21 protein-coding genes are annotated in these 23,082 nt (G+C 72.3%); 7 read left to right on the top strand and 14 right to left on the bottom strand.

Annotated features, from left to right (window positions below; genetic code table 11):
- The first annotated feature begins 120 nt into the window (after positions 1-120).
- From FHU28_RS22765 to FHU28_RS22735, 7 genes are all read left to right on the top strand, one after another.
- Positions 121-1,269 carry an ROK family transcriptional regulator gene (locus FHU28_RS22765; RefSeq protein ID WP_184686506.1) on the top strand — a complete coding sequence of 383 codons (1,149 nt, stop codon included), beginning with the start codon at positions 121-123 and terminating at the stop codon, positions 1,267-1,269.
- A 255-nt stretch (positions 1,270-1,524) separates the two neighbouring features.
- On the top strand, positions 1,525-2,577 hold the full coding sequence (locus FHU28_RS22760) for an extracellular solute-binding protein (protein WP_184686505.1): 1,053 nt from the start codon (positions 1,525-1,527) through the stop codon (positions 2,575-2,577).
- Between the two features lie 60 nt (positions 2,578-2,637).
- Positions 2,638-3,711: an ABC transporter ATP-binding protein gene (locus FHU28_RS22755; RefSeq protein WP_184686504.1), complete on the top strand. Its 1,074-nt coding sequence runs from the start codon at positions 2,638-2,640 to the stop codon at positions 3,709-3,711.
- Positions 3,708-5,456, top strand: a complete 1,749-nt coding sequence (locus FHU28_RS22750; RefSeq protein ID WP_184686503.1) for an ABC transporter permease — start codon at positions 3,708-3,710, stop codon at positions 5,454-5,456. The genes FHU28_RS22755 and FHU28_RS22750 overlap by 4 nt, the downstream gene beginning before the upstream one ends.
- The gene (locus FHU28_RS22745; RefSeq protein ID WP_184686502.1) at positions 5,444-6,265 is read left to right on the top strand and encodes a creatininase family protein; all 822 of its coding nucleotides are present in this window, start codon (positions 5,444-5,446) and stop codon (positions 6,263-6,265) included. Before FHU28_RS22750 ends, FHU28_RS22745 begins: the two co-directional genes overlap by 13 nt.
- 47 nt (positions 6,266-6,312) lie before the next feature.
- The gene (locus FHU28_RS22740) at positions 6,313-7,767 is read left to right on the top strand and encodes an argininosuccinate lyase (protein ID WP_184686501.1); all 1,455 of its coding nucleotides are present in this window, start codon (positions 6,313-6,315) and stop codon (positions 7,765-7,767) included.
- A 95-nt stretch (positions 7,768-7,862) separates the two neighbouring features.
- Positions 7,863-8,762, top strand: a complete 900-nt coding sequence (locus FHU28_RS22735) for an ROK family protein (RefSeq protein ID WP_184686500.1) — start codon at positions 7,863-7,865, stop codon at positions 8,760-8,762.
- A gap of 165 nt (positions 8,763-8,927) precedes the next feature.
- Here FHU28_RS22735 and FHU28_RS22730 read toward each other — a convergent pair whose 3' ends face one another.
- The 14 genes from FHU28_RS22730 to FHU28_RS22665 form a co-directional block, all read right to left on the bottom strand.
- Entirely contained in the window at positions 8,928-9,788 is an 861-nt protein-coding gene (locus FHU28_RS22730; protein WP_184686499.1) for an HpcH/HpaI aldolase/citrate lyase family protein, read from the bottom strand.
- 12 nt (positions 9,789-9,800) lie between these two features.
- Positions 9,801-11,264, bottom strand: coding sequence for a dihydroorotase (locus tag FHU28_RS22725; RefSeq protein ID WP_184686498.1), 1,464 nt, complete (start codon positions 11,262-11,264; stop codon positions 9,801-9,803).
- 22 nt (positions 11,265-11,286) lie between these two features.
- Complete coding sequence (locus tag FHU28_RS22720; protein ID WP_073827983.1) at positions 11,287-12,693, bottom strand: MmgE/PrpD family protein; 1,407 nt, start codon at positions 12,691-12,693, stop codon at positions 11,287-11,289.
- Positions 12,686-13,525 carry a cyclase family protein gene (locus FHU28_RS22715; RefSeq protein ID WP_184686497.1) on the bottom strand — a complete coding sequence of 280 codons (840 nt, stop codon included), beginning with the start codon at positions 13,523-13,525 and terminating at the stop codon, positions 12,686-12,688. Before FHU28_RS22715 ends, FHU28_RS22720 begins: the two co-directional genes overlap by 8 nt.
- A gap of 31 nt (positions 13,526-13,556) precedes the next feature.
- Positions 13,557-14,756: a CaiB/BaiF CoA transferase family protein gene (locus FHU28_RS22710; RefSeq protein WP_184686496.1), complete on the bottom strand. Its 1,200-nt coding sequence runs from the start codon at positions 14,754-14,756 to the stop codon at positions 13,557-13,559.
- Positions 14,749-15,609, bottom strand: coding sequence for an IclR family transcriptional regulator (locus FHU28_RS22705; protein ID WP_184686495.1), 861 nt, complete (start codon positions 15,607-15,609; stop codon positions 14,749-14,751). Before FHU28_RS22705 ends, FHU28_RS22710 begins: the two co-directional genes overlap by 8 nt.
- A gap of 42 nt (positions 15,610-15,651) precedes the next feature.
- Positions 15,652-16,641: an EamA family transporter gene (locus tag FHU28_RS22700; protein WP_184686494.1), complete on the bottom strand. Its 990-nt coding sequence runs from the start codon at positions 16,639-16,641 to the stop codon at positions 15,652-15,654.
- Positions 16,628-17,092 carry an Ohr family peroxiredoxin gene (locus FHU28_RS22695; RefSeq protein ID WP_184686493.1) on the bottom strand — a complete coding sequence of 155 codons (465 nt, stop codon included), beginning with the start codon at positions 17,090-17,092 and terminating at the stop codon, positions 16,628-16,630. The genes FHU28_RS22700 and FHU28_RS22695 overlap by 14 nt, the downstream gene beginning before the upstream one ends.
- Positions 17,089-17,916, bottom strand: a complete 828-nt coding sequence (locus FHU28_RS22690; protein ID WP_184686492.1) for an alpha/beta fold hydrolase — start codon at positions 17,914-17,916, stop codon at positions 17,089-17,091. The genes FHU28_RS22695 and FHU28_RS22690 overlap by 4 nt, the downstream gene beginning before the upstream one ends.
- The gene (locus FHU28_RS22685; RefSeq protein ID WP_184686491.1) at positions 17,913-19,277 is read right to left on the bottom strand and encodes a M20/M25/M40 family metallo-hydrolase; all 1,365 of its coding nucleotides are present in this window, start codon (positions 19,275-19,277) and stop codon (positions 17,913-17,915) included. The genes FHU28_RS22690 and FHU28_RS22685 overlap by 4 nt, the downstream gene beginning before the upstream one ends.
- Before the next feature lie 33 nt (positions 19,278-19,310).
- Positions 19,311-20,057, bottom strand: coding sequence for an SDR family NAD(P)-dependent oxidoreductase (locus tag FHU28_RS22680; protein ID WP_184686490.1), 747 nt, complete (start codon positions 20,055-20,057; stop codon positions 19,311-19,313).
- A 100-nt stretch (positions 20,058-20,157) separates the two neighbouring features.
- The gene (locus tag FHU28_RS22675) at positions 20,158-21,009 is read right to left on the bottom strand and encodes an ABC transporter permease (RefSeq protein WP_184686489.1); all 852 of its coding nucleotides are present in this window, start codon (positions 21,007-21,009) and stop codon (positions 20,158-20,160) included.
- A gap of 12 nt (positions 21,010-21,021) precedes the next feature.
- Positions 21,022-21,852 carry an ABC transporter ATP-binding protein gene (locus FHU28_RS22670; RefSeq protein ID WP_184686488.1) on the bottom strand — a complete coding sequence of 277 codons (831 nt, stop codon included), beginning with the start codon at positions 21,850-21,852 and terminating at the stop codon, positions 21,022-21,024.
- 25 nt (positions 21,853-21,877) lie between these two features.
- Entirely contained in the window at positions 21,878-22,990 is a 1,113-nt protein-coding gene (locus FHU28_RS22665; protein ID WP_184686487.1) for an ABC transporter substrate-binding protein, read from the bottom strand.
- Positions 22,991-23,082 lie beyond the last annotated feature (92 nt).

Raw genomic sequence — 23,082 nt, 5'->3', positions numbered from 1 at the left:
GTGCGCCATGTCGGGGTGGCCCGGCGCGCCCGGCTTGCGGCTTCCCAGAATTTCCCTGGTCGGAGCGTCGAGATCATCTCGTTACTTGACGCCACACTTTTTTCTCACTAGGAAGAAAGCGTGTCTGACAAAGCCCCGACCAGCCCGGTCAGCCGTGAGCGGTCCCGTGAGATCAAGCGTCTCTCGGTGATCTTGGCCGCCCGGCAGGCCCGGCGGCTGTCCCGAGTGGACCTGGCCGAGATGACCGGCCTCTCGGCGGCCACGGTGACCGCGCTCGTGCGGGAACTCGTCGCCGAGGGCTACCTCATCGAACGCGGACCCGGCGCGCCCACCACCGGCCGCCCCCGGGAGATGCTCGAGTTCAACCCCCGCGCCGAACTCGTCGCGGCGGTGTCACTGGAGCCGCCCCGGATCAGCTGCGAGATCGCCGACAGCGAGGGCGCGGTCATCGCGCACCGCGTCGCGCGGCTCGGTGCGAACGTGGTGGAGACCGTCTGCGAGTTCGTCCTCGACCTGGTCGGCGACAACCTGCCCTCGCTGCGCGGCGTCGCGATCGCGGTGCCCGGCGTGTCCAGCAACGGCGCGGTACGCCTCGCGCCGTCGGTCGGACTGGTCGAGGCGTGGCCGATCGGCGAATCCGTGCAACGGCGGCTCGGCGTACCCGTGGTCGTCGACAACGACGTCAACCTCATGGCCGCCGGCGAGTGCGTCGCCGGCGCCGGCGCGGACGTGGCGAACCTGCTGCTGATCCACGTCGCCGACGGCATCGGCGCCGGCCTCGTGCTCGACGGCAAGGTCCGCCGCGGCGCCAGCGGAGCCGCAGGCGAGGTCGGCTTCCTGCCGCTGGGCGGCACGACCGAGCGCCGCTACAGCGGTGTCGGCGACTTCGAGGCCCGGTGGTCGGTCAACGCCATCGCGGAGCGGGTCGTCGCGCTCAACCCGGGCCGCCGGCCCGAGTCACCGGTACGGGAGCTGAGCCGGCTCGCCGCGACGTCGGCGCCCGCCCGGGAGTACCTCGACGAGGTCCTCGGCGCCTGGGCCGGGCTCATCCTCTCCTGCGCCTGCGTTGTCGATCCGGGACTGGTGCTGCTCAGCGGCGCCGCCGCGGAACTCGACGACGCGGCCCTCGACCAGCTTCAGACCCTCGTCTCCGCCCGGACCCCGGCCCCCACCGAGGTACGCCGGGCCACGCTCGGCGACCAGGCAGTGCTGCACGGAGCGATCAGCTACGCGCTCTCGGCGGCGGTGCCCCGCTCCTCGCTCACCTGACCACCACCCGACCCCGGCCCCCGACGACCCCGACACCCCCCGACCCGACACCCCACTCCACAGTCACCGTCGCGGCGACCGCGTCCGTATCCCGGACGACCGGTCGCGGCGCGACGCGGCGCGCCCCGCTCCGGGCGTGACCCGCGGACCTTCGACCCCGTCCCCGGGGAACCGGCGCACACCGCCGGCGCCCCGGGCCGGGCACACACCGTCTTTCTCCGCTTCCGATAGTTCCCCCGCAAAATGGAGGTACCAATGAAACGTCGTTTGGCCCTGGCCGTCGCGTTCAGCGCGCTGCTGGCCGTCAGCGCGTGCGGCAGCAGCGACGACGACAAGGACGCCGGCTCCTCCGGCGCCGCGCCGGCCGAGAAGGTCGTCATCTACAGCGCCCGCGACAAGTCGGTCACCGACTACGTCGTGGAGCAGTTCACGGCCAAGAACCCCGAGTACAAGGGCAAGGTCGAGGTGCTCAACATGGGCGCCCAGGAGGTGCTCGAGCGGGTCCGCGCCGAGAAGGCCAACCCGCAGGCGTCGGTCTGGTGGGGCGGCACCCAGCAGGGCCTCGCCGCCGGCGCGGGCGAGGGGCTGCTGGAGCCCTGGCAGCCGTCGTTCGCCTCGAAGATCGACGCGCGGTACAAGGACGCCGAGGGCCGCTGGTTCGGCGAGATCCTGCTGCCCGAGGTCATCATGTACAACAACAAGGCGCTGACCCCGGAGACCGCGCCGAAGGACTGGGACGACCTGGTCGACCCGAAGTGGAAAGACAAGATCATCATCCGGGACGTGGCCGCCTCCGGCACCATGCGCTCGATCTACGCCTCGATGATCCAGCGCTACACCCCCGACGGGTCGAACCCGCAGCCCGGCTACGACTGGCTGCGCAAGCTCGACGCCAACACCGTCGAGTACGCCGCCAACCCCAGCGACCTCTACCTGAAGATGTCGCGTGAGCAGGGCGTGGTCAGCGCCTGGAACCTCCAGGACATCCTGCTGCAGGCCAACGAGAAGATGCCGTTCGGCTACGTCATGCCGGCTTCCGGCGCGCCGGTGCTCGTCGACGGCGTGGCCGCCGTCAAGGGCGGCAACACCGAGGGCGCGAAGAAGTTCCTCGAGTTCCTCTTCGACGACTCGCTGCGGGCCAGCCTGGCCAAGGACTACTTCCAGATCCCCGCGGTCGAGATCGCCGAGAAGCCCGAGTGGCTGACCAAGCTCGACCTCAAGCCGATGAACGTCGACTGGGACGTGATCGGCAAGAACGAGACCGCCTGGATCACCCACTGGAACGCCCAGATCAAGGGCAAGGGCTAAGACGCTCAGGACCGGGCCGTGCTCCGGCACGGCCCGGCTCCGTCCTGGAAGGACCACGAAATGATCGATGTCCGACTGACGGCGGTCAGTAAGCGCTTCGCCAAGTCGAGCGACTCCGCGGCGGTCGATGACGTCACCGTCACCATCGGAGCCGGCGAGTTCTTCACGCTGCTCGGGCCGAGCGGTTGTGGCAAGACGACGACGCTGCGCATGGTGGCCGGCTTCTACTTCCCGACCTCCGGTCGCATCCACTTCGGCGACGACGACGTCACCCACTGGACGCCGAACAAGCGGGACACCGGCATGGTGTTCCAGAACTACGCGCTGTTCCCGCACATGACAGTGGCGCAGAACGTCGCGTACGGGCTCAAGGTCCGCCGGGTCTCCCGCGCCGACCAGGCCCGGCGGATCGAGGAGGCGCTCGCCCAGGTGCACCTCTCCGGGTACGGCGACCGGCGCATCGACGCGCTCTCCGGAGGCCAGCAGCAGCGGGTCGCGCTGGCGCGGGCCCTGGTCATCCGCCCGCGCACCATGCTGCTCGACGAGCCGTTGTCCAACCTCGACGCCAAGCTGCGCGAGGAGACCCGCGCCGAGATCCGGCGCATCCAGCGCGAGAGCGGCACCACCTCGATCTACGTCACGCACGACCAGGCCGAGGCGATGGCGATGTCGGACCGGATCGCGGTCATGGAATCCGGCCGGGTCCAGCAGGTCGGCACCCCGCACGAGATCTACTACAAGCCGGCGAACGCGTTCGTGGCCCGGTTCATCGGGCGCAGCAACGTGCTGAGCCTGCCGGTGACCGGCGCGACGGACGCAAGCGTCGCGGTACGCCTGCCCGGCGGCGCCACCATCGACGTCGGCGCCCCCGCCGGGCACGGGCTCGGCGAGGGCGACACCGCGCTCGTCTCCGCGCGTCCCGAGCACATCGCGCTCGGCGGCGACGACGACACGGCGGCCATGCGCGGCCGGATCAGCCACGTCGAGTTCACCGGCATGGCCACCCACATCAGCGTCGACGTCGACGGCAACGAGGTGATGGCGGCCCTGATCGACGCGCCGGCCGGCCTCCAGCTCGGCGACGTCGTGGGTCTGCGGCTCGTACCGGAGCGGCTCTGGGTGGTCAAGCCGTGACCGCTGCGACCCGAACCGCCCCCGGCTGGGCGGTGGCCCTCGGCCGGCGCCTGGCCGGCGGGACCAACTCCCGGTGGTTCCCGTACCTGCTGGTGCTGCCGCTGGTCCTGGTGCTCTGGGGCTTCGTCGTCCAGCCGATGTTCGCCACCTTCCGCGAGAGCGTGAGCGCCAACGGCACGGACAACTACCTCCAGTTCCTCTCCTCCTCCGGGGTGGCCCGCGAGTCGCTGTTCACCTCGCTGTTCATCTCGGCCGCGAGCGTGCTGCTCTGCGGCATCGTCGGCGTGACGATGGCGTTCCTGCTCAAGCGGTTCCACTTCCGCGGCCGGCGGCTCATCGAGGCGATCATCCTGGTGCCGGCGGCCCTGCCGCCGCTGATCGGCGCGGTCTCCTTCCAGCTGCTCTACAGCAACATCGGCATCGTGCCGCGCGGCCTGCAGGCGCTGCTCGGCACCGAGAAGCCGGTCCTGGCCTTCGACGGCATCGCCGGGGTGCTCGTGGTGCACACGTTCACCATGTACCCGTTCTTCTTCCTGGCCGCGTCCGCGGCGCTGGCCGGGATGGACCCGTCGGTCGAGGAGGCGGCGTACAACCTCGGCGCGGGCCGGTTCCGGGTGTGGCGCACCATCCTGCTGCCGATGCTCACCCCCGCGCTGATCTCGGCGTCGCTGCTGGTCTTCATGACGTCGCTGGCGTCCTACACGGCGCCGCTGCTGTTCAACGTCAGCCAGACCATGACGATGCAGATCTACATCAACCGCACCAACGGCGACCTGCCGATGGCCTCGGCGTACGCCTCGGTGCTCGGCATCGTCTCGATCATCTTCCTGCTGGCGATGCGCTGGTACGAGGGACGGCGCAACTACCAGTCGCAGTCCAAGGGCATCTCGGCGGTCCGGCGGGAGATCACCAACCCGATCGGCCGCTGGCTCGCCCCGCTCGCCTCGGTGCTGGCCACGCTGGTCCTGCTCGCCCCGGTCGCCGCGATCGCGCTCGTCGCCTTCTCCGCGGACCGGTCCTGGACCACCGAGGTGCTGCCGCCGACGTACACGCTGGAGAACTTCGTCACCATCTTCACCGACCCCAAGGCGTTCGAGCCGATCCTCAACTCGGTGCAGATGAGCCTGCTCGCGGTCGTCGGCTGCGTGGTGATCGGCGTGCTCGTCGCGTACGCGGTGCGGCGGCTGAAGTTCGTCGGGCGCAGCCTGCTCGACGTGGCCGTGATGATCGCCTGGGCGCTGCCCGGCACGGTCGTGGCCATCAACCTGATCTCGGCGTTCAGCACCGGCAACGCGTTCAGCTTCGGGCAGGTGCTGGTCGGCACGTTCTGGATCCTGCCGCTGGCCTACTTCGTGCGGTTCCTGCCGATCGTGTTCCGGTCCAGCTCCGCCACGCTGGCGCTGATCGACCCGTCGCTGGAGGACGCCGCCCGCAACCTCGGCGCCTCCTGGCTGCGCGCGTTCTACACGATCACCGTGCGGCTGATGCTGCCGGGCGTGCTCGCCGGCGCGCTGCTGGCGTTCGTGCACGGCGTCGGCGAGTTCGTCGCCTCGGTGCTCATCTACACCTCGTCGACGGTGCCGATCTCGGTCGCCATCAACAACCGGATGTACAGCTTCGAGCTGGGCACCGCGGCCGCCTACGGCATGCTCCAGGTGCTGCTCATCTTCGTGGTGATGTGGTTCTCCGGGCGGCTGGAGACCAGCCGGACCGCGACCCGGAGGGCCGAGCAGTGGACGAACTGATCGAGCGGTGGCGGACCGGGGGAGGGCTTCTCCCGGTCACCCGGGTACCCGGGCACGCGTTCGCCGCCGTGACCGGGGCGGCCGACCTGGCGGTGCTGCCGGTCGGCGCGGTCGAGTGGCACGGTCCGCACCTGCCGATCGGTACCGACCTGATCCTGGCCGAGGGCTTCGCCGGGGAACTGGCCACCGGGTCCGCCCGGGCGGTGCTGTTCCCGGCCACGCCGTACGCCGCCTGCCCGGGCCAGACACGGCAGTGGCCGGGCACCGTGGCGCTACGGCCGGAGATCGCCGTCGGCTACCTCGCCGACGTGCTCGCCGGCATCGTCGAGGCGGGCTTCCCCCGGGTGCTCGTGGTCAACGGGCACGACGCCAACATGTCCACCGTCCGCGCCGCGATGGAGTGGGTGTCCGGCCGGCAGCGGGCCAGCATGATGCTGGTGAACTGGTTCCAGCTCGTCGGCCCGGACGAGACGGCCGAGATGTTCGGTGAGCTGCCGGCCCGGGGACACGGCGGCGCGTACGAGAGCTCAGCGGTGCTGGGCTTCGACCCGGACGCGGTGCGCCTGGACGCCGCGCCGGACCTGCCGCCGAAGCCGAAACTGCCCACCCCGTACCCGTACGTGCTCGTGGAGTCGCGGCCCGACCCGTGGCAGGGCTGGTCGGGGCATGTCTCGCTGGCCGGCGAGGAGGCCGGCGAGCGGATCCGCGTCACCGCGGGCGCCCGGCTGCGCGAGCTGGTCGAGGCGTGGCTGGCCGCGCCGCTGCCCGGACCGCCCGGCGCCGACCGGCCGGACCAGACGACCGGATGACCACGCGCGGCACGCCGCACGACAACGCACCACCTCGGGAGGCCACCATGAGCCCGTCACTGACCGTCTATCAACAGCACCACCTCCGCGTGGTGTTCGAGCACCACGTCGCCCACCTCTACCCGGCGATGGTCACGGCCAGCAAGGCCCACGTCGTCATGCTCGCCGAGCAGGGACTGATCTCCGACGAGGCCGCCGCGACGATGCTGCGCGGCCTGGTCGCCCTCGCCGGGGACCGGCCCGGGGACCTGGAGTACGACGGCAGCGTCGAGGACGTGTACTACACGCTGGAGAAGCGCCTCGCCGCCGCGGCCGGCATCGAGGTGTCGCAGCTCAGCGTGCAGCTCGCGCGCAGCCGCAACGACCTCGACGCGGGCGTCTTCCGGATGGTGCTGCGCGACCAGCTGCTCCAGGTGCTCGACGCGCTGCTGGCCACCGGCCGGACCGTGCTGGACCGCGCGGACCGGCACGCCGACGTGGTGGTCACCGGCTACACGCACCGCCGCCCGGCCCAGCCGACGAGCATCGGGCACGTCTTCGCCGGCTACGCCGAGGCGCTGGCGGGCGAGGCGGCCGCGTACGCCGACCTGCTGGACGAGATGAACCGCTCGCCGCTGGGCTCCTGCGCCTTCGCCGGCACCGACCTGGACATCTCACCCCGCCGGCTCGCCGACCTGCTCGGCTTCGACCAGCTGATCGTCAACTCGTACGAGGCGGTGGCCGGCGCGGACCACCTGGTCCGGGTCGCCACGCTCAACGCGCAGGCGCTCGCCACCGGCGCCCGCCTGGCCCGCACGCTGATGGACTGGCTGACCTGGGGCTGGGTGGTCACGCCCGGCGAGTTCACCCAGGGCAGCAGCATCATGCCGCAGAAGCGCAACCCGGTGGTGCTGGAGCACCTCGTCTCGATGGCCGGCGCCGCGGCGGCCGACGCGGCGAGCGTGCTGAACAACGTCGGCGCCGCCTGGTGGGAGGACTCCAACAACGCCACCACCGACGTGCAGGCGCGGCTCTGGGACGGCGACGACCGGGCGTACCGGTTCTTCTCGCTGCTCGGCGGCCTGATCGCGAAGCTGGACCCGCTGCGCCCGCCGTCGGGCGAGGAGATCGTCGCCTCGGGCGCCACCACCACCGCTGCGGCCGACGCGCTGGCCCGCCACGGCGTGCCGTTCCGGGGCGCCCACTCGCTGCTCGGCCGCCTGGTACGCGGCGGCGCGCCCGCGACCTGGACCGGGGAGCTGGTCCGGTCCACCGCCACCGACCTCGGTCTGACGCTCGACGACGCCGCGGTGAAGGATCTGCTGGCCGCCGCGGTCCGCCCCGAACTCGTGCTGCGCCGCGCCCAGGCCGACGGCCCCGGCGAGGCGGCCGTCCGGGACCAGGTCGGGCGACTGTCTACAATGCTCGACGCGGTGCAGGAGCGGGCGCAGGAGTTGCGCGAGCGGCTGACCCGTGCCGACACGGCTCTCGCCGAGGCGGTCGCGGCGAGGGTAGGCCCGTGACGGGGCGACAGACGCAGCTGGCCGTGGTCGCGGACGTCGTGTCGCGGCGACCACGTGATCTGGACCGACGGCCCGAAGGGCGATCTGACATCACCATGGAACGACCGGCAAATCCGCGCCTGCTCGGCATCGACTTCGGCGGCACCAAGATGGCCATCGGCGTGGGCGACGTCGACGGCCGGCTGCTCGTCTCCGAGCGCCTGCCCACGAACGCCGAGCAGGGCGCGCAGCAGGCCCTCACCCGGGCGCTGGACCGGGCCCGCGAACTCGCCGAGCAGACCGGCGGCACGATCGTCGCGGCCGGCATCGCCTCGCCCGGCGTGGTTCACGACGACGGCATCGAACTGGCGCCGAACGTGCCCGGCTGGGAGCAGCTGCGCCTGGCCGACGCGGTCCGCGCCCACCTGAGCCTGGCGCACGTGCGGGTCACCAACGACCTGAAGGCCGCCGCCTACGCCGAGCTGCGGCTCGGGGCGCTGCGCGACGCCGATCCGGGACTCGTCGTCGGGCTCGGGACCGGGGTGGCGGCGGCGGTCACCGTCAACGGCGAGGTGCTGCCGGGCCGCCACGGCGCGTCCGGCGAGATCGCGTACGGGCTGACCGACAACAGCTGGCCGCCCCGGTTGGAACCGATGCTGGAGGCGACGTTCTCCGGCCGGGCCCTGGACGAGCTGGCGCAGCGGCTGGGCGTGGACGGCCGCGCGGCCGGCCTGTGCGCGGCCGCGGAGCAGCCCGGCCCGGTCCGTGACCAGCTCCGCCTGCGCGTCGACGAGCTGGCCCGCCAACTGGTGACGTGCTGCCTGCTGCTCGATCCGCAGCGGATCGTGCTGGTCGGCAGCGTCGCGGGCAACGACATGGTGCGGGCGCTGCTGACCGAACGGCTCACCCGGACGCTGCCGTACCCGCCGGAGATCGTGCTGTCGGACTTCGCGCAGGACGCCGCGCTGCTCGGCTCGCTCGCCATGGCCACCGAGGTCCAGCCCGCCGTGGTCTGAACGGGCCGGGCGCGGAGAACGGACCGGGCGGGGGTGCGGTGGGCGCCCCGTCCGGTCCGTTCTCGACGCCGGGGGAGAACCGGCGGCGTACCTGCGCCGGACGCGCGCCGGGCCGGGGACCGGCGGCGTCGCACCCGCCGACGGTCCCCGGCCGGGACGTGCGGTTCAGCCGGCGGACGCCTCGGCACGGCGCACCACCTCGGCGGCGGCGCGCACCACCGCCCGGTCCAGCAGCCGCCCGTCGGCGTCGGTGGCCACCCCGGAGCCGCCGCGCTCGGCCCGCTCCAGCGCCTCCAGCACGGCCCGCGCCGAGGCCACCTCGGCCTCGGTGGGGGTGAACACCTCGTTGATCGTCGCGATCTGCCCGGGGTGGATGGCGCTGCGGGCCCGGAAGCCCTGCCGCAGCAGCGCCCGGGTGGTCCGCTCCAGCCGTTCCGGGTCGCGCAGCGTCGTCTCGACCGGCCCCACCGGCGGGGCGATCCCGGCCGCGGCCGACGCGACGACGACCTGGGAGCGGATCGGCGCGAACTCCGCCCGGTCCGGCCCCGGCTGCAACCCCAGCTCACCGGCGAGGTCCGCCTCGCCGAGGCCGAGCCGCAGCACCCGCGGCGCGACGGCCACCTGCGGCGCGGTGAGCACGCCCCGGGCCGTCTCGATCAGCGCCACGACCCGGAACGCCGGGGCGTGCGGGCCGAGCCGCCGCTGCACCCGGGTCAGCGCGGCGTCGACCTCCGCGAGCAGCTCCGGCTCGGCCTTCGGCACCCAGACCCCGGCCACCGCGTTCGAGAGCACCTCGACGTCCGCCTCGACCTGGTCGCTGTTGATCCGCACCCACAGCTCGGGTCCGGACGGGGCGGCGGCGCCCAGGAACCCGGCAACCGTCTCCCGGGCCTGCGCCTTGCGGGCCGGCGTGACCGCGTCCTCCAGGTCGAGCACGAGCGCGTCCGCGCCCCGCCCGGCCGCCTTGTCCAGCAGGTCCGCCCGGTCGCCCGGCACGTACAGGTAGCTGCGTGCCACCGCCGCCATCAGTCGTTCCCCCTACCGCTGCGGGCGGGCGAGGTAGCGGCCGGCCGGCTCGCCCGCGACCTTGCCGTCGACGAGCACGTGCTGCCCGCGGACGAAGGTGTCGGTGACCCGGGCGGTCAGCTCGAAGCCCTCGAACGGCGTGTACTCCTGCGTCGACTCGGAGTCCTCCGCACGCACCGTCCAGGTCGAGTTCGGGTCGACCAGGCAGATGTCGGCGTCGTAGCCCTGCATCAGCGCGCCCTTGTTGCGCAGGCCGAAGCGCTGCGCCGGGTTCCAGGAGGTCAGCTCCGCCACCCGCTGGTACGACAGGCCGCGCCGGTTGCCCTCGGTGACCAGGCCGGGCAGCAGGTACTCGGCGCCGCCGAACCCGGACTTGGCGACGAAGATGTCGTCGCGCGGCTCACCGAACTTGACCTCGTCCCGGCAGCAGGCGTGGTCGCTGACCACCCAGTCGATCTTGCCGTCCAGGAGGTACCCCCAGAGCGCCTCGACGTCGGCGCGCGGGCGCAGCGGCGGGTTGACCTTGCCGCCCAGACCGTGCGCGGTGTCGATGTCGGCGACCAGGTGACCGATGGTCACCTCGCGGCGGAAGTCGATGTGCGGGAACGCCCGCGCCATCCGCAGCGCCGCGTCGACCGCCTTCTCCGAGGTCAGGTGCAGCAGGTTGATCTTCGGCAGCCCGGTCTCGTGCGCCAGGTACGACGCGATCGACACGGCCAGTCCCTCGGAGTGCGGCGGCCGCGACGCGTGGTACGCCTCCAGCCCGCGCAGCGTGCCGTCCTGCTCGACCTGCTTGGTGTACGCGCTCATGATCTCGGCGGTCTCGCAGTGCAGCGACAGCGAGATCTCGTCGGCCAGCTCGGGGAAACGCTCCCGGGCTGCCTGGACGCCGCGCATCACGAACTCGAAGTGGGCGTAGTCGTACCGCTCGCCCTCCGGGATCATCAGGAACGAGTTCTGGTCGGCGGACCGGCCGTGCAGGCCGTGGCTGCCGTAGAACATGAAGATCTTGAACGAGGTGACCCCGTGCTCCTCCACCAGCGACGGCACCTCGCCGATGTGCTCGCGCGACATCGGCGCCAGGTGGAAGCCGTAGTCGATGTAGGAGCGGCCCTCGGTCGCGGCCAGGACCTCGGGGAAGAAGTCCGCGTACCGGCCGCCGCGGTTGAGGTAGTACTGCCCGGTGCGCATGTAGTTCAGCGCCGTGGTGACGCCGCCCTGCACCGAGGCGCGGCTCTCCGAGACGGCGTCCTCGCTCAGCGGGTTGTAGATGCCCCAGTGCTGGTGGGCGTCGACCACGCCGGGGAAGGCGAGCCGGCCGCCGCCGTCGACGACCTGGGCCGCCCCGGCGGCGTCGATGCGCGGAGCGATCCGGCTGATCCGCCCGTCGGTGACGCCGATGTCCATCAGCTCGGGTTCGGGCCGGTCGTGCCGGACGACGCGGACGTTTGTCAACAGCAGGTCGTAGGTGCTCATGGTGTTGCTCCTCGTGCTCGGTTCAGCGGCGGTTGATCAGGCCCATCAGGCCGTGGACGTCGGGGGCCTGGTCGAGCCGGTGGACCTCGTCGGCGATGCGGGCGGCGGTGGCCTCGGGCAGGGCTGCGGCGTTGGTGCGGAACTTGACCGCCAGCTCGGCGTCGCTCAGCGGACGCTGCGGGCCGCCCCGGTTGGCCAGGACCTCCTGCACCCACTCACGTCCGTCCCGGGTGACGATGCGCAGGACCGCCGGGAACTGGTGCGGGAAGATCTTGTCGCACCGCTCGTCGGCCACCACGTCGACCCGCGCCATCAGCGCCCGCCGCTGCGGGTCGTGCGCCAGGGCGTCGGTGAAGTCGGCCAGCTCCACGCCGAGACCGCCGCCGCCGACCAGGCCGGCGGCGACCGCGTACGGGCCGCTGAACTGCGCCTCGTAGCCGGTCTGCGGCGCACGCTTGCGCTCGATCGGCTGGCCGATGGTGCGCACCGTCGGCGTGGGCACGCCGAGCGTGATCGACTCGATCTCGTCCAGCGGCAGCCCGCGTTCGCGCAGCGCGATCGCCGCGTCGATGGCGGCGTGGGTGAAGTGGTTCGCCGGGTACGGCTTGAAGAAGATGCCGGGAACCGCCCACTCGGAGCCGAGCCCGCGGACGATCTCGTCGCCGTCGAACTCGCCGCGCAGGAACGCCTGGAAGAAGCCGAAGCGTCCTTCCAGCACGGTCGGCGGTCCGGTCACGCCGTGCCGGGCCAGCTGTGCGGCGCTGACCGCCGCGTGCGCTGCCCAGCCGCAGTGGATCCGCTTGACGGTGCCGCCGTTGCGGTTGGACTCGATAAGCCCGGCCGCCATCGAGGCGGAGACCCCGAGCGCGTCGAGCGTGCCGCCCGCGTCCAGCTTCAGCAGCCGGGCCGCGGCCACCGCCCCGCCCAGCGTGCCGCAGATCGAGGTGGCGTGCTGGCCGTGCTCGAAGAAGACCGAGTTGCCGGCCGCCGGGTCGTAGCCGGCCATGCCGAGGCGTACGCACGCCTCCAGGCCCACCGCGATGGCGGCCACCGTCTCCTGCCCGGAGGCGCCGGACATCTCGGCGGCGGCGAGCGCGGCGGGCACCACGGTGGCGCTGGGGTGCAGCACCGACGGCAGGTGCGTGTCGTCGTAGTCGAGCGAGTGCGCCAGCACCCCGTTGGCGAACGCGGCCAGCGCGGCCGGGACCTTCTCGTCCACGCCGACGGCGGTGGCCTGGCCACGGCCGCCCTGCTCGGCGACGTACGCCAGCGCGGCCTGGCTGGTCGGCAGCGGCTGCGCCGCCACGCAGAGCCCGAGCACGTCCAGCACGCGGGCCCGGACGCTGGCGACCACCTCGTCGGGCAGCGTCGCGGCGGAGGTGTCGGCGGCGAAGGCGGCCAGGTGCTGGCCCAGGGTCGGCTCAGCCACGGCTGACCACCGCCAGCGGACGCACCGGGGAGCCGGTGGCGCCGTACAGCGGCAGCGGGGCCATGACGAAGGTGAACTCGTGCACCTCGTCGCGGGCCAGCTCCTCCAGCGCCATCGTCTCGATCAGGTAGATGCCGTGCTCCACCAGCAGGATCCGGTGCGCCGGCAGCGTGCTGTGGCCCTTGCCCGGCGGCAGGCACTCGAAGGCGATGGTGTCCGCGCCGGCCGCGTGCACGCCCCGCTGCGCCAGCCAGGTGGCGCCGTCCGCGCCGACCCCCGGTACGCCGGAGTCCTTGCCGATGTAGTGGTTGCGGTCCTCGTGGTCGAACAACCGGCCCCAGCCGCTGCGGATGAGCACCACGTCGCCCGCGCCCACCGGCGTGCCCTGCCGGGACACTGTGGCGTCCAGGTCGGCCGGGGTGATCTCGTAGCCGGCCTCGCAGCTGTCCAGGCCCAGCGTGGCGGGCACGTCCAGCAGCACGCCGCGGCGGACCATCGGCGCGACGGTGTGCACGCCCAGCTCGTCGAACCGGCCGCCGACCTGCGCCGCGGCGGCGTCGGCGCCGCCGTGCAGCCGGCCGTCCTGGGACACGTGCGCGAGGGCGTCGACGTGCGTGCCGACGTGCGTGCCCATGACCAGCAGGTCGTTGGCGGCGGAGCCGCCGTCGGCACGCACCATGTCACCGTGCCGGCGCGGCAGGGTGAGCCCGAACGCCGGGTGGTTCGGTGACTGCGGCATGCCGACGGTCAGCCGCCGGCCCAGGTCGTAGATCGTGACGCCGGCCTGCACGGCGTCGAGCAGGCGGTCGGCGGTTCTGGCAGTGGTGCCCACGGGGTTCCTCGCGTTTCGGCTGTCGGCGTCGTCAGGCGACGACGCCACGGGCTTTCAGGTCGGCGATCTCGGCCGGATCGCAGCCGAGTTCCTCGACGAGCAGGGCCTCGGTGTCGGCGCCGGGGGAGCGGCCGGTGAAGCGGATCCGGCCCGGCGTCTCCGACATCCGCCACATGACGTTGTGCATCCGCATCGTTCCGAGGTCCGGGTCCTCGACCTTCGTGATCATCTCGGTGGCCTGCACGTGCGGGTCCTCGACGATGTCCTTGGCGCTGTAGACCGGGGCCACAGCGGCGCCGGCCTCGGCGAAGGCCGCGGCCACCTCGTCGCGGGTCCGCTCACCGATCCAGGACCCGACGTACTCGTCGAGCAGGTCCGCGTGCGCCACCCGGCCGACGCCGGTGCGGAACCACGGCTCGTCGATCACCTCTGGGTGGCCCACCAGCCGCATGACCCGCTCGGCGATCGCCTGGGCGCTGGTGGAGATGGCGACCCACGAGTCGTCCTTGGTCCGGTAGGTGTTGCGGGGCGCGTTGTTCGTCGACCGGTTGCCCTGCCGGTGCTCCACCACGCCCAGCTGGTCGTAGACGGTGGGACCCGGGCCGACCGCGGTCATGATCGGCTCCAGCAGGCTCATGTCGATGACCTGGCCCCGGCCGCCGGAACGCTCCCGGTGCCACAGCGCCATCATCACCGCGGACGAGGTGGCGATGCCGCAGATGCTGTCGGCCAGCCCGAACGCGGGCAGCGTGGGCGGGCCGTCCGCCGTGCCGGTCAGGTGGGCGAACCCGCTCATCGCCTCGGCCAGCGTGCCGAACCCGGCACGGGAGGCGTACGGGCCGGTCTGCCCGAAACCGGTGATCCGGGCGATCACCAGGCCGGGGTTGACCCGGTGCAGCTCCTCCGGGCCGATGCCCCAGCGCTCCAGCGTGCCCGGGCGGAAGTTCTCCACCAGCACGTCGGCCCGCTCGGCCAGCCGCAGCAGCAGCGCCGCGCCGTCCGGCGCGGACAGGTTCAGCCCGACCAGCCGCTTGTTGCGGGAGATCTCCTTCCACCACAGGGGATGGCCGTCCTTGGTCTTGCCGTGGCCACGCATGCTGTCACCCATGGTCGGGTGCTCGATCTTCACCACGTCGGCGCCGTAGTCGCCGAGGATCTGACAGCACAGCGGTCCGGCGAGAATCGTCGAGACGTCCAGCACGCGCAGGCCCGTCAGCGGTCCGTCACTCACCTGTTCCACCTCCCCAGTTCTGTTCCTGACCCGTTCGGCCGGCGGCACGCTGCGCCGGCGGCCGGAAACCCAGTTCGGCGGATATCTCCGCCGCCGCCGCGGCGACGAGCGCCCCGTGCGCGGCGCACACCTCCGGGGTGAACCGGTTCTGCGGCCCGCACAGCGAGATCGAGCCGAACACCTGCCCGGTCGCGTAGCGCACCGGCGCGGCCACGCTGCCCGCGCCGTTCTGCCGCTCGCCCATGCTCACCGCGTACCCCAGGCGGCGGACCCGGCCCAGCTCGGACCGCAGCTTCGCGGTGGAGGTGATGGTGGCCGACGTGACCGCGTCCAGCGGGTGATGGTCGAGGTAGTCCTCGACCTCCGAGTCCGGCAGCGCCGCGAGGATCGCCTTCGACGACGACCCGGAGTGCAGGGCGTGGCTGGTGCCCAGGGACACCGACATGCGTACCTCGTGCGGCGAGAGCACCTGGTCGATGTAGACGCGGGTCCAGCCCTGCCGCACCGACAGCGTCGCGGTCTCGCCGGTGTCGCGCACCAGCCGGACCAGGTACCGGCGTGCGATGTCCGGCACGTCCAGCGCGCGCAGCGCGGCCAGTCCCACCGCCAGCGCGCCGCTGCCCAGCCGGTACCGCTTGGTCTCCTCGTTGAAGGTGAGGAAGCTGTCGGCCACCAGTTCCTTGAGGATCCGGTGCGCCACCGCCTTCGGCAGTCCCAGCTCCCGCGCGATCGTCGACACGCCGAGGGTCTCCGGTGCCCGTTCGGCGATGATGTTGACGATGTCGAGGGCGCGCCCGAGGCCGGAGCGGGTCCGGCCGGCGGCGGCGTTCTCGACAACCGCTGTGGTGATCATCTTCTCTCCTCCACTGTCGACGTTGGGCGGGACGGCCGGGCGTCAGGCGGGCGCGACCGGCGTCTTCCCGGGTGGCAGGCCGTCCGCCTGCCGGGGTCGCTCCCGCGCGATGACCAGCGCCACCGAGGCGAGCACCACGGCGCCGGCGAGCACCTGGCGTCCGGACAACGATTCATCCAGCACCATCATGCCGAGCAGGACCGCCACCACCGGGTTGACGTACGCGTAGGTGGACGCCAGCTGGATCGGCGCGTTGCGCAGCAGCCACGTGTAGACGCTGAAGCCGACCACCGTGCACACGAGCATCAGGTAGGTCCACGCCAGCCAGGACCGGCCCGTCACGTCGCCCGGGCGGAACCGTCCCAGCTCCCCGCTGACCACGCTGGCCACCGCCACCGCGAGGCCGCCCACGAGCATCTGCCAGCCGGTGCCGACCAGGTGGTCCGCCGGCATGCGCAGCCGCTGCGACAGCGTCGAGCCCAGCGCCCACACCATCGTGGAGAGCACCACCAGCAGCATCCCGCCGAGGTGCCACCCCTGCGTGGGCACCGCGAACAGCAGCGCCAGTCCGACCACGCCGCCGAGCACGCCCACGACCGCCAGCGAGGACGGCCGCGGACCGACCACCAGGCGCAGCACCAGCACCCACAGCGGCATCCCGGCCACCAGCAGCGAGGTCAGACCCGTCGGCACGTACTGCTGGCCCAGCGCGAGCAGCGCGCTGCCCGCGCCGACCATCAGCAGCCCGCTGGCCCCCACCCCGGTCCACTGCCGCCGGGGCAGCAGCAGCCCCGCCGGTCCCCGCCACAGCGCCGCCACCGCGAACAGCAGCAGCGCCGCGGCCAGGAACCGGGCCGAGGTGGCCACCAGCGGCGGAATGCTGTCCAGGGCCACCCGGTTGCCCAGGTAGGTCGAGCCCCAGATCAGGTAGACCGCGCCGAGCCCGACGGCCAGGGCCATCGGGCCGGCGGGCCGCGGCGGATCCGCCGGGTGGCGGACCGCCGCGGGCCGGGTCAGGTCAGCGGTGTCCATCGACCCGGATCGCCACCGCGGTGTTGCCCCGTAGGGCGTTCGAGTACGGACACATCCGGTCGGCCAGCTCCACCGCGCGCTCCAGGTCGGCCTGCGGGCACTGCGGCGCGGACACATCCAGCACCACGGCGATCGCGTACCGGCCGTCGTCGGTCTGCCCGAGGGAGACCGAGGCGGTGACAGTCGTCGGACCGGGCCGCACGCCGGCCTGGCGGGCGGCGACGGCGAGCGCGCTGTCGAAGCAGGCCGCGTAGCCGGCGGCGAACAGCTCCTCCGGATCGGTGCCGGGCGCGTCCGGGCCCCGCTGGGCGGGACGGGTCAGGTCGACCCGCAGCGACCCGGTCAGCGACCGGGCGCTGCCGCCCCGGCCGCCGGACACCTCGACAGTCGCGGTGTAGACGGTGTTCGCCGGTACGACCTTTGCCTCGGACGCCGGGGTGCCGACGCTCATGCCGGCACCTCCCGTCGCAGGTCGGCGTGCACCTGCGCGGCGACCGCGTCGGCGAACGCCTCCGGCTGCTCGTCGGCCACGAAGTCGGTGCCGCCGGGAACGGTGACCAGCTCGGCGCTGGGCAGCGCGGCCCGCACCTGCGGCGTCATCCGGTCCAGCAGGTCGTCGCCGCCGTGCAGCAGCACGACGGGCAGCGCGTCCAGGGCGGCCGTGTCGACGTGGTGGTCGAACACCGCCCGGTACGCGGTGGCGTAGTCCGGACCGGTCAGCAGGTACTCGGTGACCTGGCGGTTCGCCTCCTCCGGGGTCAGCGCCGGGTACAGGCCGTACACCCGGTCCCAGATCACCTTCAGGTGCCCGCCGTCGCGGTCCGGCACGTAGCCGGGCGCGTACGAGCGCTTCTTCTCCGCCCGCTCCTGCTCGTCGTAGAGCGGGATGCCCTGCAGGATCAGCCGGTGCACCCGCTCCGGCGCCGACATCAGCGCCTCCGCGCCGACGATCGCGCCGGTGTGCTGCCCGAGCAGGTGCACCCGGGACAGCCCGAGGGCGTCGGCGAACTGCCACACCCCGGCCGCGTACTCCGGGATGGACCACGGGCGCGGCGGCGCGTCGGACATGCCGAAGCCCGGCGTGTCCGGGGCGATCACCCGCAGGCCGCGGCGGGCCAGCGGCTCGATCACCGCGTCGTAGGTGGCCGAGGAGAGCGGGGACTGGTGCAGGATCAGCAGCACCGGGGCGTCGGCGTCGCCGCCGTACCGGTAGTGCACCTGACCCCACGGCACGTCGACGTAGGCGCGGCGGGCCCTGCCGCGGGCCCGGGTCACTCGGCCACCGCCAGCGCGGCCATGACCTCGATGACGTGCTTGATGCCGGCCTTGTAGTCGTCCAGCCGGATGTTCTCGTTCGGGCCGTCCACGCCGGAGTCGGCGCGGGAGACGCCGACGCCGACGATGGGCCGGTCGGCGATCACGCCCTGGTTGCCGATCCACTGCGTGTACGGCTCGATCACCGGCTCGGTCCCGTACACCCGGCGGGCCGCGTCCGCGACGAGCGCGACGAACGGGTCCCGGTGGTCGGTGAGGTTGGGCCGGCTGGTCGCCATCACCTCGATGCGCAGGTCACCGAAGCCGGTCGCGGCCAGGTGGTCGCGCACGCAGCCGAGGACGCGCTCCGGGTCCTGGCCCGGCACCAGCCGGATCTCCAGCTTCGCCGAGGCGGTCGACGGGATGCCCAGCGTCACGTCGTCACGCATGTCGCCACCGGCGATGCCGGCCACCGTCAGCGTCGGCACGGTCCGGATGGCCACGGCCGCGGCCTGGTCGTCCAGGTCGCCGGTGAACCGCTCGACCTGGGCCCGCTCGCGCAGGAAGTCCCCGGCGAACGCCACCTTCTCCAGCAGCGCCCGCTCCTCGTCCGTCGGCGGCCGGGCGTCGTCGGCGAAGCCGGGGATCGTCACGGTGCCGTCGGGACGCTGCAGCTGCGCCAGGGCGGCGGCCAGGCGCGCCGTGGCGGCCGGCAGCAGCGCGGTGTTCTGGCTGGTCAGGTCGCGCGGCAGGGTCTGCGCGGTGAGCCGCAGGTAGAGCACGCCCTTCTCGGCGAGCTTGAGCAGCAGCCGGTCCTCGCCGTCGAGCCAGGAGTTCTCCCACAGCGCCGCGTCGCTGGCGAGGCGGTCGGCGTGCGCCTGCACGAACGAGCCCAGGCCCGGGCTGTGCAGCCACTTCTTGCCCTCGAAGATGATCCGGTTGGTCACCGGCGGGGTGAGCCCCGCCAGCTTCCAGGCCGCCGCCGCGTGGATGCGGGACATGATGACGCCCTTGTCGTCGGCCACGCCCCGGGCGTAGAGCCGGCCGTCGTGGATCTCCGCCGCGTACGGCGGGCTGATCCATTCGGCGTCGTCACCGGCCGGCTCGACCTCCACGTCATAGTGCGTGAAGTGCAGCAGCGCCTTGTCACCCTCGCCGGCCACCTCGGCCAGCACGTACGGGTACGACTGCTCCCACGGGATGATCTCGGCCTCGCCGCCCCAGCGGCGGACCGATCCGGCGATGAACTCGGCGGTGGCCTCCATCTGCTCCGGCTCCTGGCGGCGGCTGCGGATGCGGCACAGCTGCTGGAGCTCCTCGACGAACTCGTCGAAGTGCGCGTCGACGGCCGCCAGCGCGGCCGCGGTATCCGGTTTGGGCATGGTGGTCCTCACAGAAGGGGTCGGACAGGGAAGTCAGTGGATGGTGACGCCGCCGTCGACGAAGATCGTCTGGCCGGTGGTCATGGCGGCGGCGTCGCTCAGCAGGTAGGCGACCGCGTTGGCGACGTCCTGCGGCTGCGCCATCCGGCCCAGCGGGATGCTCGACATCTTGTCCGCGAGGTACGCCTCGTCGCCGCGGACGTCGGAGGTCATGTCGGTGGGCACGATGGTCGGTCCGACGGCGTTGACCCGGATTCGGTCGGGCGCCCACTCCAGGGCCAGCACGCGCGCCATGTGCATCACGCCGGCCTTGCTCACGCAGTAGCCGAGCGTGTTCAGCACCGCGATGTGCCCGTTCGTGGAGCCGAGGTTCACCACCGCGCCGCCTGTCTGCCGCAGCGCCGGGTACGCGGCCTGGCACATCCGGAACGTGCCGGTGAGGTTGACGTCCAGGACGTCGGTGAAGTCCTGCTCGGACATGGTGGCCGCGGGCCCGCGCCGGACGATCCCGGCGTTGTTTACCAGCAGGTCCAGGCGGCCGTGCCGGTCCAGGACCTCGTCGACCAGAGCGGCGCAGGAGCCGGCCGACCGGATGTCCACCCGGTGCCGGGTGTGCGCGCCCCCGGACAGCTCGGCCTCGGCCCAGTCGTCGAGCAGGTCGGCCTGGGCCACGGTGGCCCCGCGCTGGGCGAGCGTCGCGGCGATGCGGGCGCCGATGCCGCGGGCCGCCCCGGTCACCACTGCCACCCGGCCGTCGAACCGGTTCGGGTCGGTGTTCATGTCTCGTGTCCTGCCTTTCCGGTCCGGCCACCGGCCGGGCGGGCGTGCCGCACGCCCGACCGGTGCCCCCAACACGTGACGGCGGTCCCGTCAACTGCCGTCACGCGCCGATCACCTTCGTGTCCTCGGCCCAGAAGGCCAGCCGCTTCTGCAGCAGCCGGATCACGAAGTGCGCCACCAGACCCATCACCGACAGCACCACGAGCACGGCGAACATGCCGGCGATGTCGAAGTTGTAGTTCGTCTGCAGCAGCAGGTAGCCCAGACCCTCCTTGGCGCCGATGAACTCGCCGACCACCGCGCCGAGGATGGCGAAGACGATGCCGATGTCCAGGCCGGCGAAGATGAACGGCAGCGCGCTGGGCAGCCGCACCATCCGGAAGATCTGCGTCTTGCTCGCGCCGAACACCGTCAGCATCTGGATCTTGTCGGCGTCGGCCGCGCGCAGACCCTCGATGACGTTCACCAGCATCGGGAAGAACGAGATCACCGCGGCCATGACCACCTTGCTGGTCAGGCCGAAACCGAACCAGACCACGAACAGCGGGGCCAGGGCGACCTTCGGCACGGTCTGGAAGGCCACGATGTACGGCATCAAGGTGGCTTCGACGATCTTGATCTGGGAGATGAACGTGCCGAGCACCAGGGCGGCGCCGACGCCGATCACGAACCCGAGCAGCGCCTCCTGCGTGGTCACCCAGAAGTGACCCCAGAACTGGTCGTCGCCGAGCTGCTGCCACAGCGACTCGACCACGCTCGACGGCAGCGGCAGGACGTACTCGTCCACGCCGAGGAGCTGGACGCCGTACTCCCAGGCCAGCACGACCACGACGAAGACCGTCGGGACCAGCCAGAGCTGGGGCTTCTCCCGCAGGTCGAACTTGCGCCGGGCGGGCCGGGCGGACGGCGCCGGTGGCTGGGCCGGCTTGCGGACCAGGTTGCTTGTTGCCATGGCTGTCCCTCGTCAGTCGATTACGCCGGCGGCGTTGAAGTGTCGGCGGATCCGTTCCACGTAGACCCCGGCCCGGTCGGACGACATGATGCCGAGGTCACGCGGCCGCTCCAGGTCGATGTCCAGGACCTCCGCGATGCGGCCCGGCCGGGGGCTGAGCACGACCACCCGGTCGGAGAGGAAGACCGCCTCCGGGATGGAGTGCGTGACCAGCACGATCGTCTGGTTGCTCTCCTGCCAGATGCGCAGCAGCTCCACGTTCATGTACTCGCGGGTCATCGCGTCCAGCGCGCCGAACGGCTCGTCCATCAGCAGCACCGCCGGGTCGTGCACGAGCGCGCGGCAGATGCCGGCCCGCTGCTGCATGCCGCCGCTGAGCTCGTGCGGGTACTTCTGCTCGAAGCCGTTGAGACCGACCATCTCGAGCAGTTGCTGCGCGCGTTCCCGGTGCCGGCGGGGATCCAGTCGCTGGATCTCCGCCGGCACCATCACGTTGTCGAAGATGGTGCGCCAGGGCAGCAGCGTCGGTGCCTGGAACACCATCCCGACCTCGGGAAGGGGCTTCGTCACGTCCCGCCCGGCGATCCTTACCGCGCCGCCGGTCTTCGGGCTGAGCCCGGCGAGGATCTTCAGCAAAGTGGTCTTGCCGCACCCGGACGGTCCCACGACCGAGATGAACTCGCCGCGACGTACCGTCAGGTTGATGTCGCTCAGCGCCAGGGTCGGTGCCGACTTTCGGGGCCGGTACTCCTTGTCCAGCCCGTCGATCTCGATCCAGGAGTCTTCCGACACCGATGCCGGAGCCTGCGTCTGCGCCCGGCGGGCCGTCGCCTTGATGGCCATCGAAATCCCTTCCGCTGTCCGCTGCCTAGGCGGTGTAGTTCGCGGCCTTGCTCAGCACCGCGGCCTTGTCGAAGTTGTTCGCGCCGGAGAGCAGGCTCGGGTCCCAGAGCTTCTTCAGGTCGACGTCACCGGAGATCTGGCCGGCCTCCTTGGTGTACGCCTGGGTCTTCGCCCACTCGTCGTCGCTGATCGCGCCCCAGTCGGCGAACTGCTCCGGCTCACCGCTGGCCGGCGTGGCCGTCTTCAGCCAGGCGGCGAGGCTCTCGGTGTCCGCCTTGAGCCGCTCGTCGGCGGACTTGCCGGCGAGGATCTGCGGGAAGACCTTGTAGCCGATCTTCATGGCGGCCTCGGGGTTCTTGGCCGAGAAGAGCATCGCCTTGTACGCCGCGCGCAGGAACCGCTCGTACGAGTCCTTCTTGGCGTCGAAGTCACGGGCGCCGACGCTGAAGGTGAGCGACCGGATGCCGGAGAACACGTCCGGGTTGGTCAGGTACTTCAGCTGGGTGCCGGCGTTCTCGATGACCGCGTACGCCTGGGTGTAGAGCGCCAGCATGTCGACCTTGCCGTCGTTGAGCGCGGCGGCGGCCTGGGCGCCGACGCCGACCGGCAGCAGCTCGACGTCCTTGGCCGGGTCCAGCCCGGCCGCCTTGACGTAGGCGCGGGCGTACGGGGCCGAGCCGGAGGCCAGGCTGATCACGCCGATCTTCTTGCCGCGCAGGTCCGCGCCGCCGGTGACCGGGGAGTCGGGCTTGACCGCCATCACCCACGGCCAGTTCTGCACCAGGCCGCCGACGGCCTTGACCGGCACGTTCTTCTCCGCCGCGCCGAGCACCGAGCCGGCGTCGGCCGGGGTGATGTCGCCGCTGCCGGAGGCGACCGCCTGGAGGGCGGCGACCGAGCCGTCGGTGTTGATCGTGTCGACGGTCAGCTTCTCCTCGGCGAAGTAGCCGAGTTCCTTGGCGACCGCGTAGACGGCCACTTCCTCCTTCGGGCCGATGACGGCCGAGGCGATGGCCAGGGTCAGCTTCGCCTCCTTGCCCTCGTCGCCGCCGGCGTCGTCGTCGGAGCCGCCGCCGCAGGCGGAGAGAACCAGCGTGGCGGCCAGAGCCGCCGGGAGCAGTGCCCACTTCCGTTTCATATGCACACACCTCGTCGTGAGTCGGGGGAGACCACCTCCGCCGCCGTGGCGGCGGAGGTGGGGATCAGGTGTCGCGAAGCGACGTGTCCGTT

This window comes from Micromonospora echinospora (assembly GCF_014203425.1).
Taxonomy (GTDB): Bacteria; Actinomycetota; Actinomycetes; order Mycobacteriales; family Micromonosporaceae; genus Micromonospora; species Micromonospora echinospora_A.
This window is presented reverse-complemented; position numbering and strand designations above follow the sequence as displayed.

Excerpts from the sequence above, each read along its gene's own strand:
- FHU28_RS22760 (WP_184686505.1), top strand. The coding sequence starts at position 1,525 with ATGAAACGTCGTTTGGCCCTGGCCGTCGCGTTCAGCGCGCTGCTGGCC.
- FHU28_RS22755 (WP_184686504.1), top strand. The coding sequence starts at position 2,638 with ATGATCGATGTCCGACTGACGGCGGTCAGTAAGCGCTTCGCCAAGTCG.
- FHU28_RS22740 (WP_184686501.1), top strand. The coding sequence starts at position 6,313 with ATGAGCCCGTCACTGACCGTCTATCAACAGCACCACCTCCGCGTGGTG.
- FHU28_RS22735 (WP_184686500.1), top strand. The coding sequence starts at position 7,863 with ATGGAACGACCGGCAAATCCGCGCCTGCTCGGCATCGACTTCGGCGGC.
- FHU28_RS22730 (WP_184686499.1), bottom strand. The coding sequence starts at position 9,788 with ATGGCGGCGGTGGCACGCAGCTACCTGTACGTGCCGGGCGACCGGGCG.
- FHU28_RS22725 (WP_184686498.1), bottom strand. The coding sequence starts at position 11,264 with ATGAGCACCTACGACCTGCTGTTGACAAACGTCCGCGTCGTCCGGCAC.
- FHU28_RS22705 (WP_184686495.1), bottom strand. The coding sequence starts at position 15,609 with ATGATCACCACAGCGGTTGTCGAGAACGCCGCCGCCGGCCGGACCCGC.
- FHU28_RS22700 (WP_184686494.1), bottom strand. The coding sequence starts at position 16,641 with ATGGACACCGCTGACCTGACCCGGCCCGCGGCGGTCCGCCACCCGGCG.
- FHU28_RS22695 (WP_184686493.1), bottom strand. The coding sequence starts at position 17,092 with ATGAGCGTCGGCACCCCGGCGTCCGAGGCAAAGGTCGTACCGGCGAAC.
- FHU28_RS22685 (WP_184686491.1), bottom strand. The coding sequence starts at position 19,277 with ATGCCCAAACCGGATACCGCGGCCGCGCTGGCGGCCGTCGACGCGCAC.
- FHU28_RS22680 (WP_184686490.1), bottom strand. The coding sequence starts at position 20,057 with ATGAACACCGACCCGAACCGGTTCGACGGCCGGGTGGCAGTGGTGACC.
- FHU28_RS22675 (WP_184686489.1), bottom strand. The coding sequence starts at position 21,009 with ATGGCAACAAGCAACCTGGTCCGCAAGCCGGCCCAGCCACCGGCGCCG.
- FHU28_RS22670 (WP_184686488.1), bottom strand. The coding sequence starts at position 21,852 with ATGGCCATCAAGGCGACGGCCCGCCGGGCGCAGACGCAGGCTCCGGCA.
- FHU28_RS22665 (WP_184686487.1), bottom strand. The coding sequence starts at position 22,990 with ATGAAACGGAAGTGGGCACTGCTCCCGGCGGCTCTGGCCGCCACGCTG.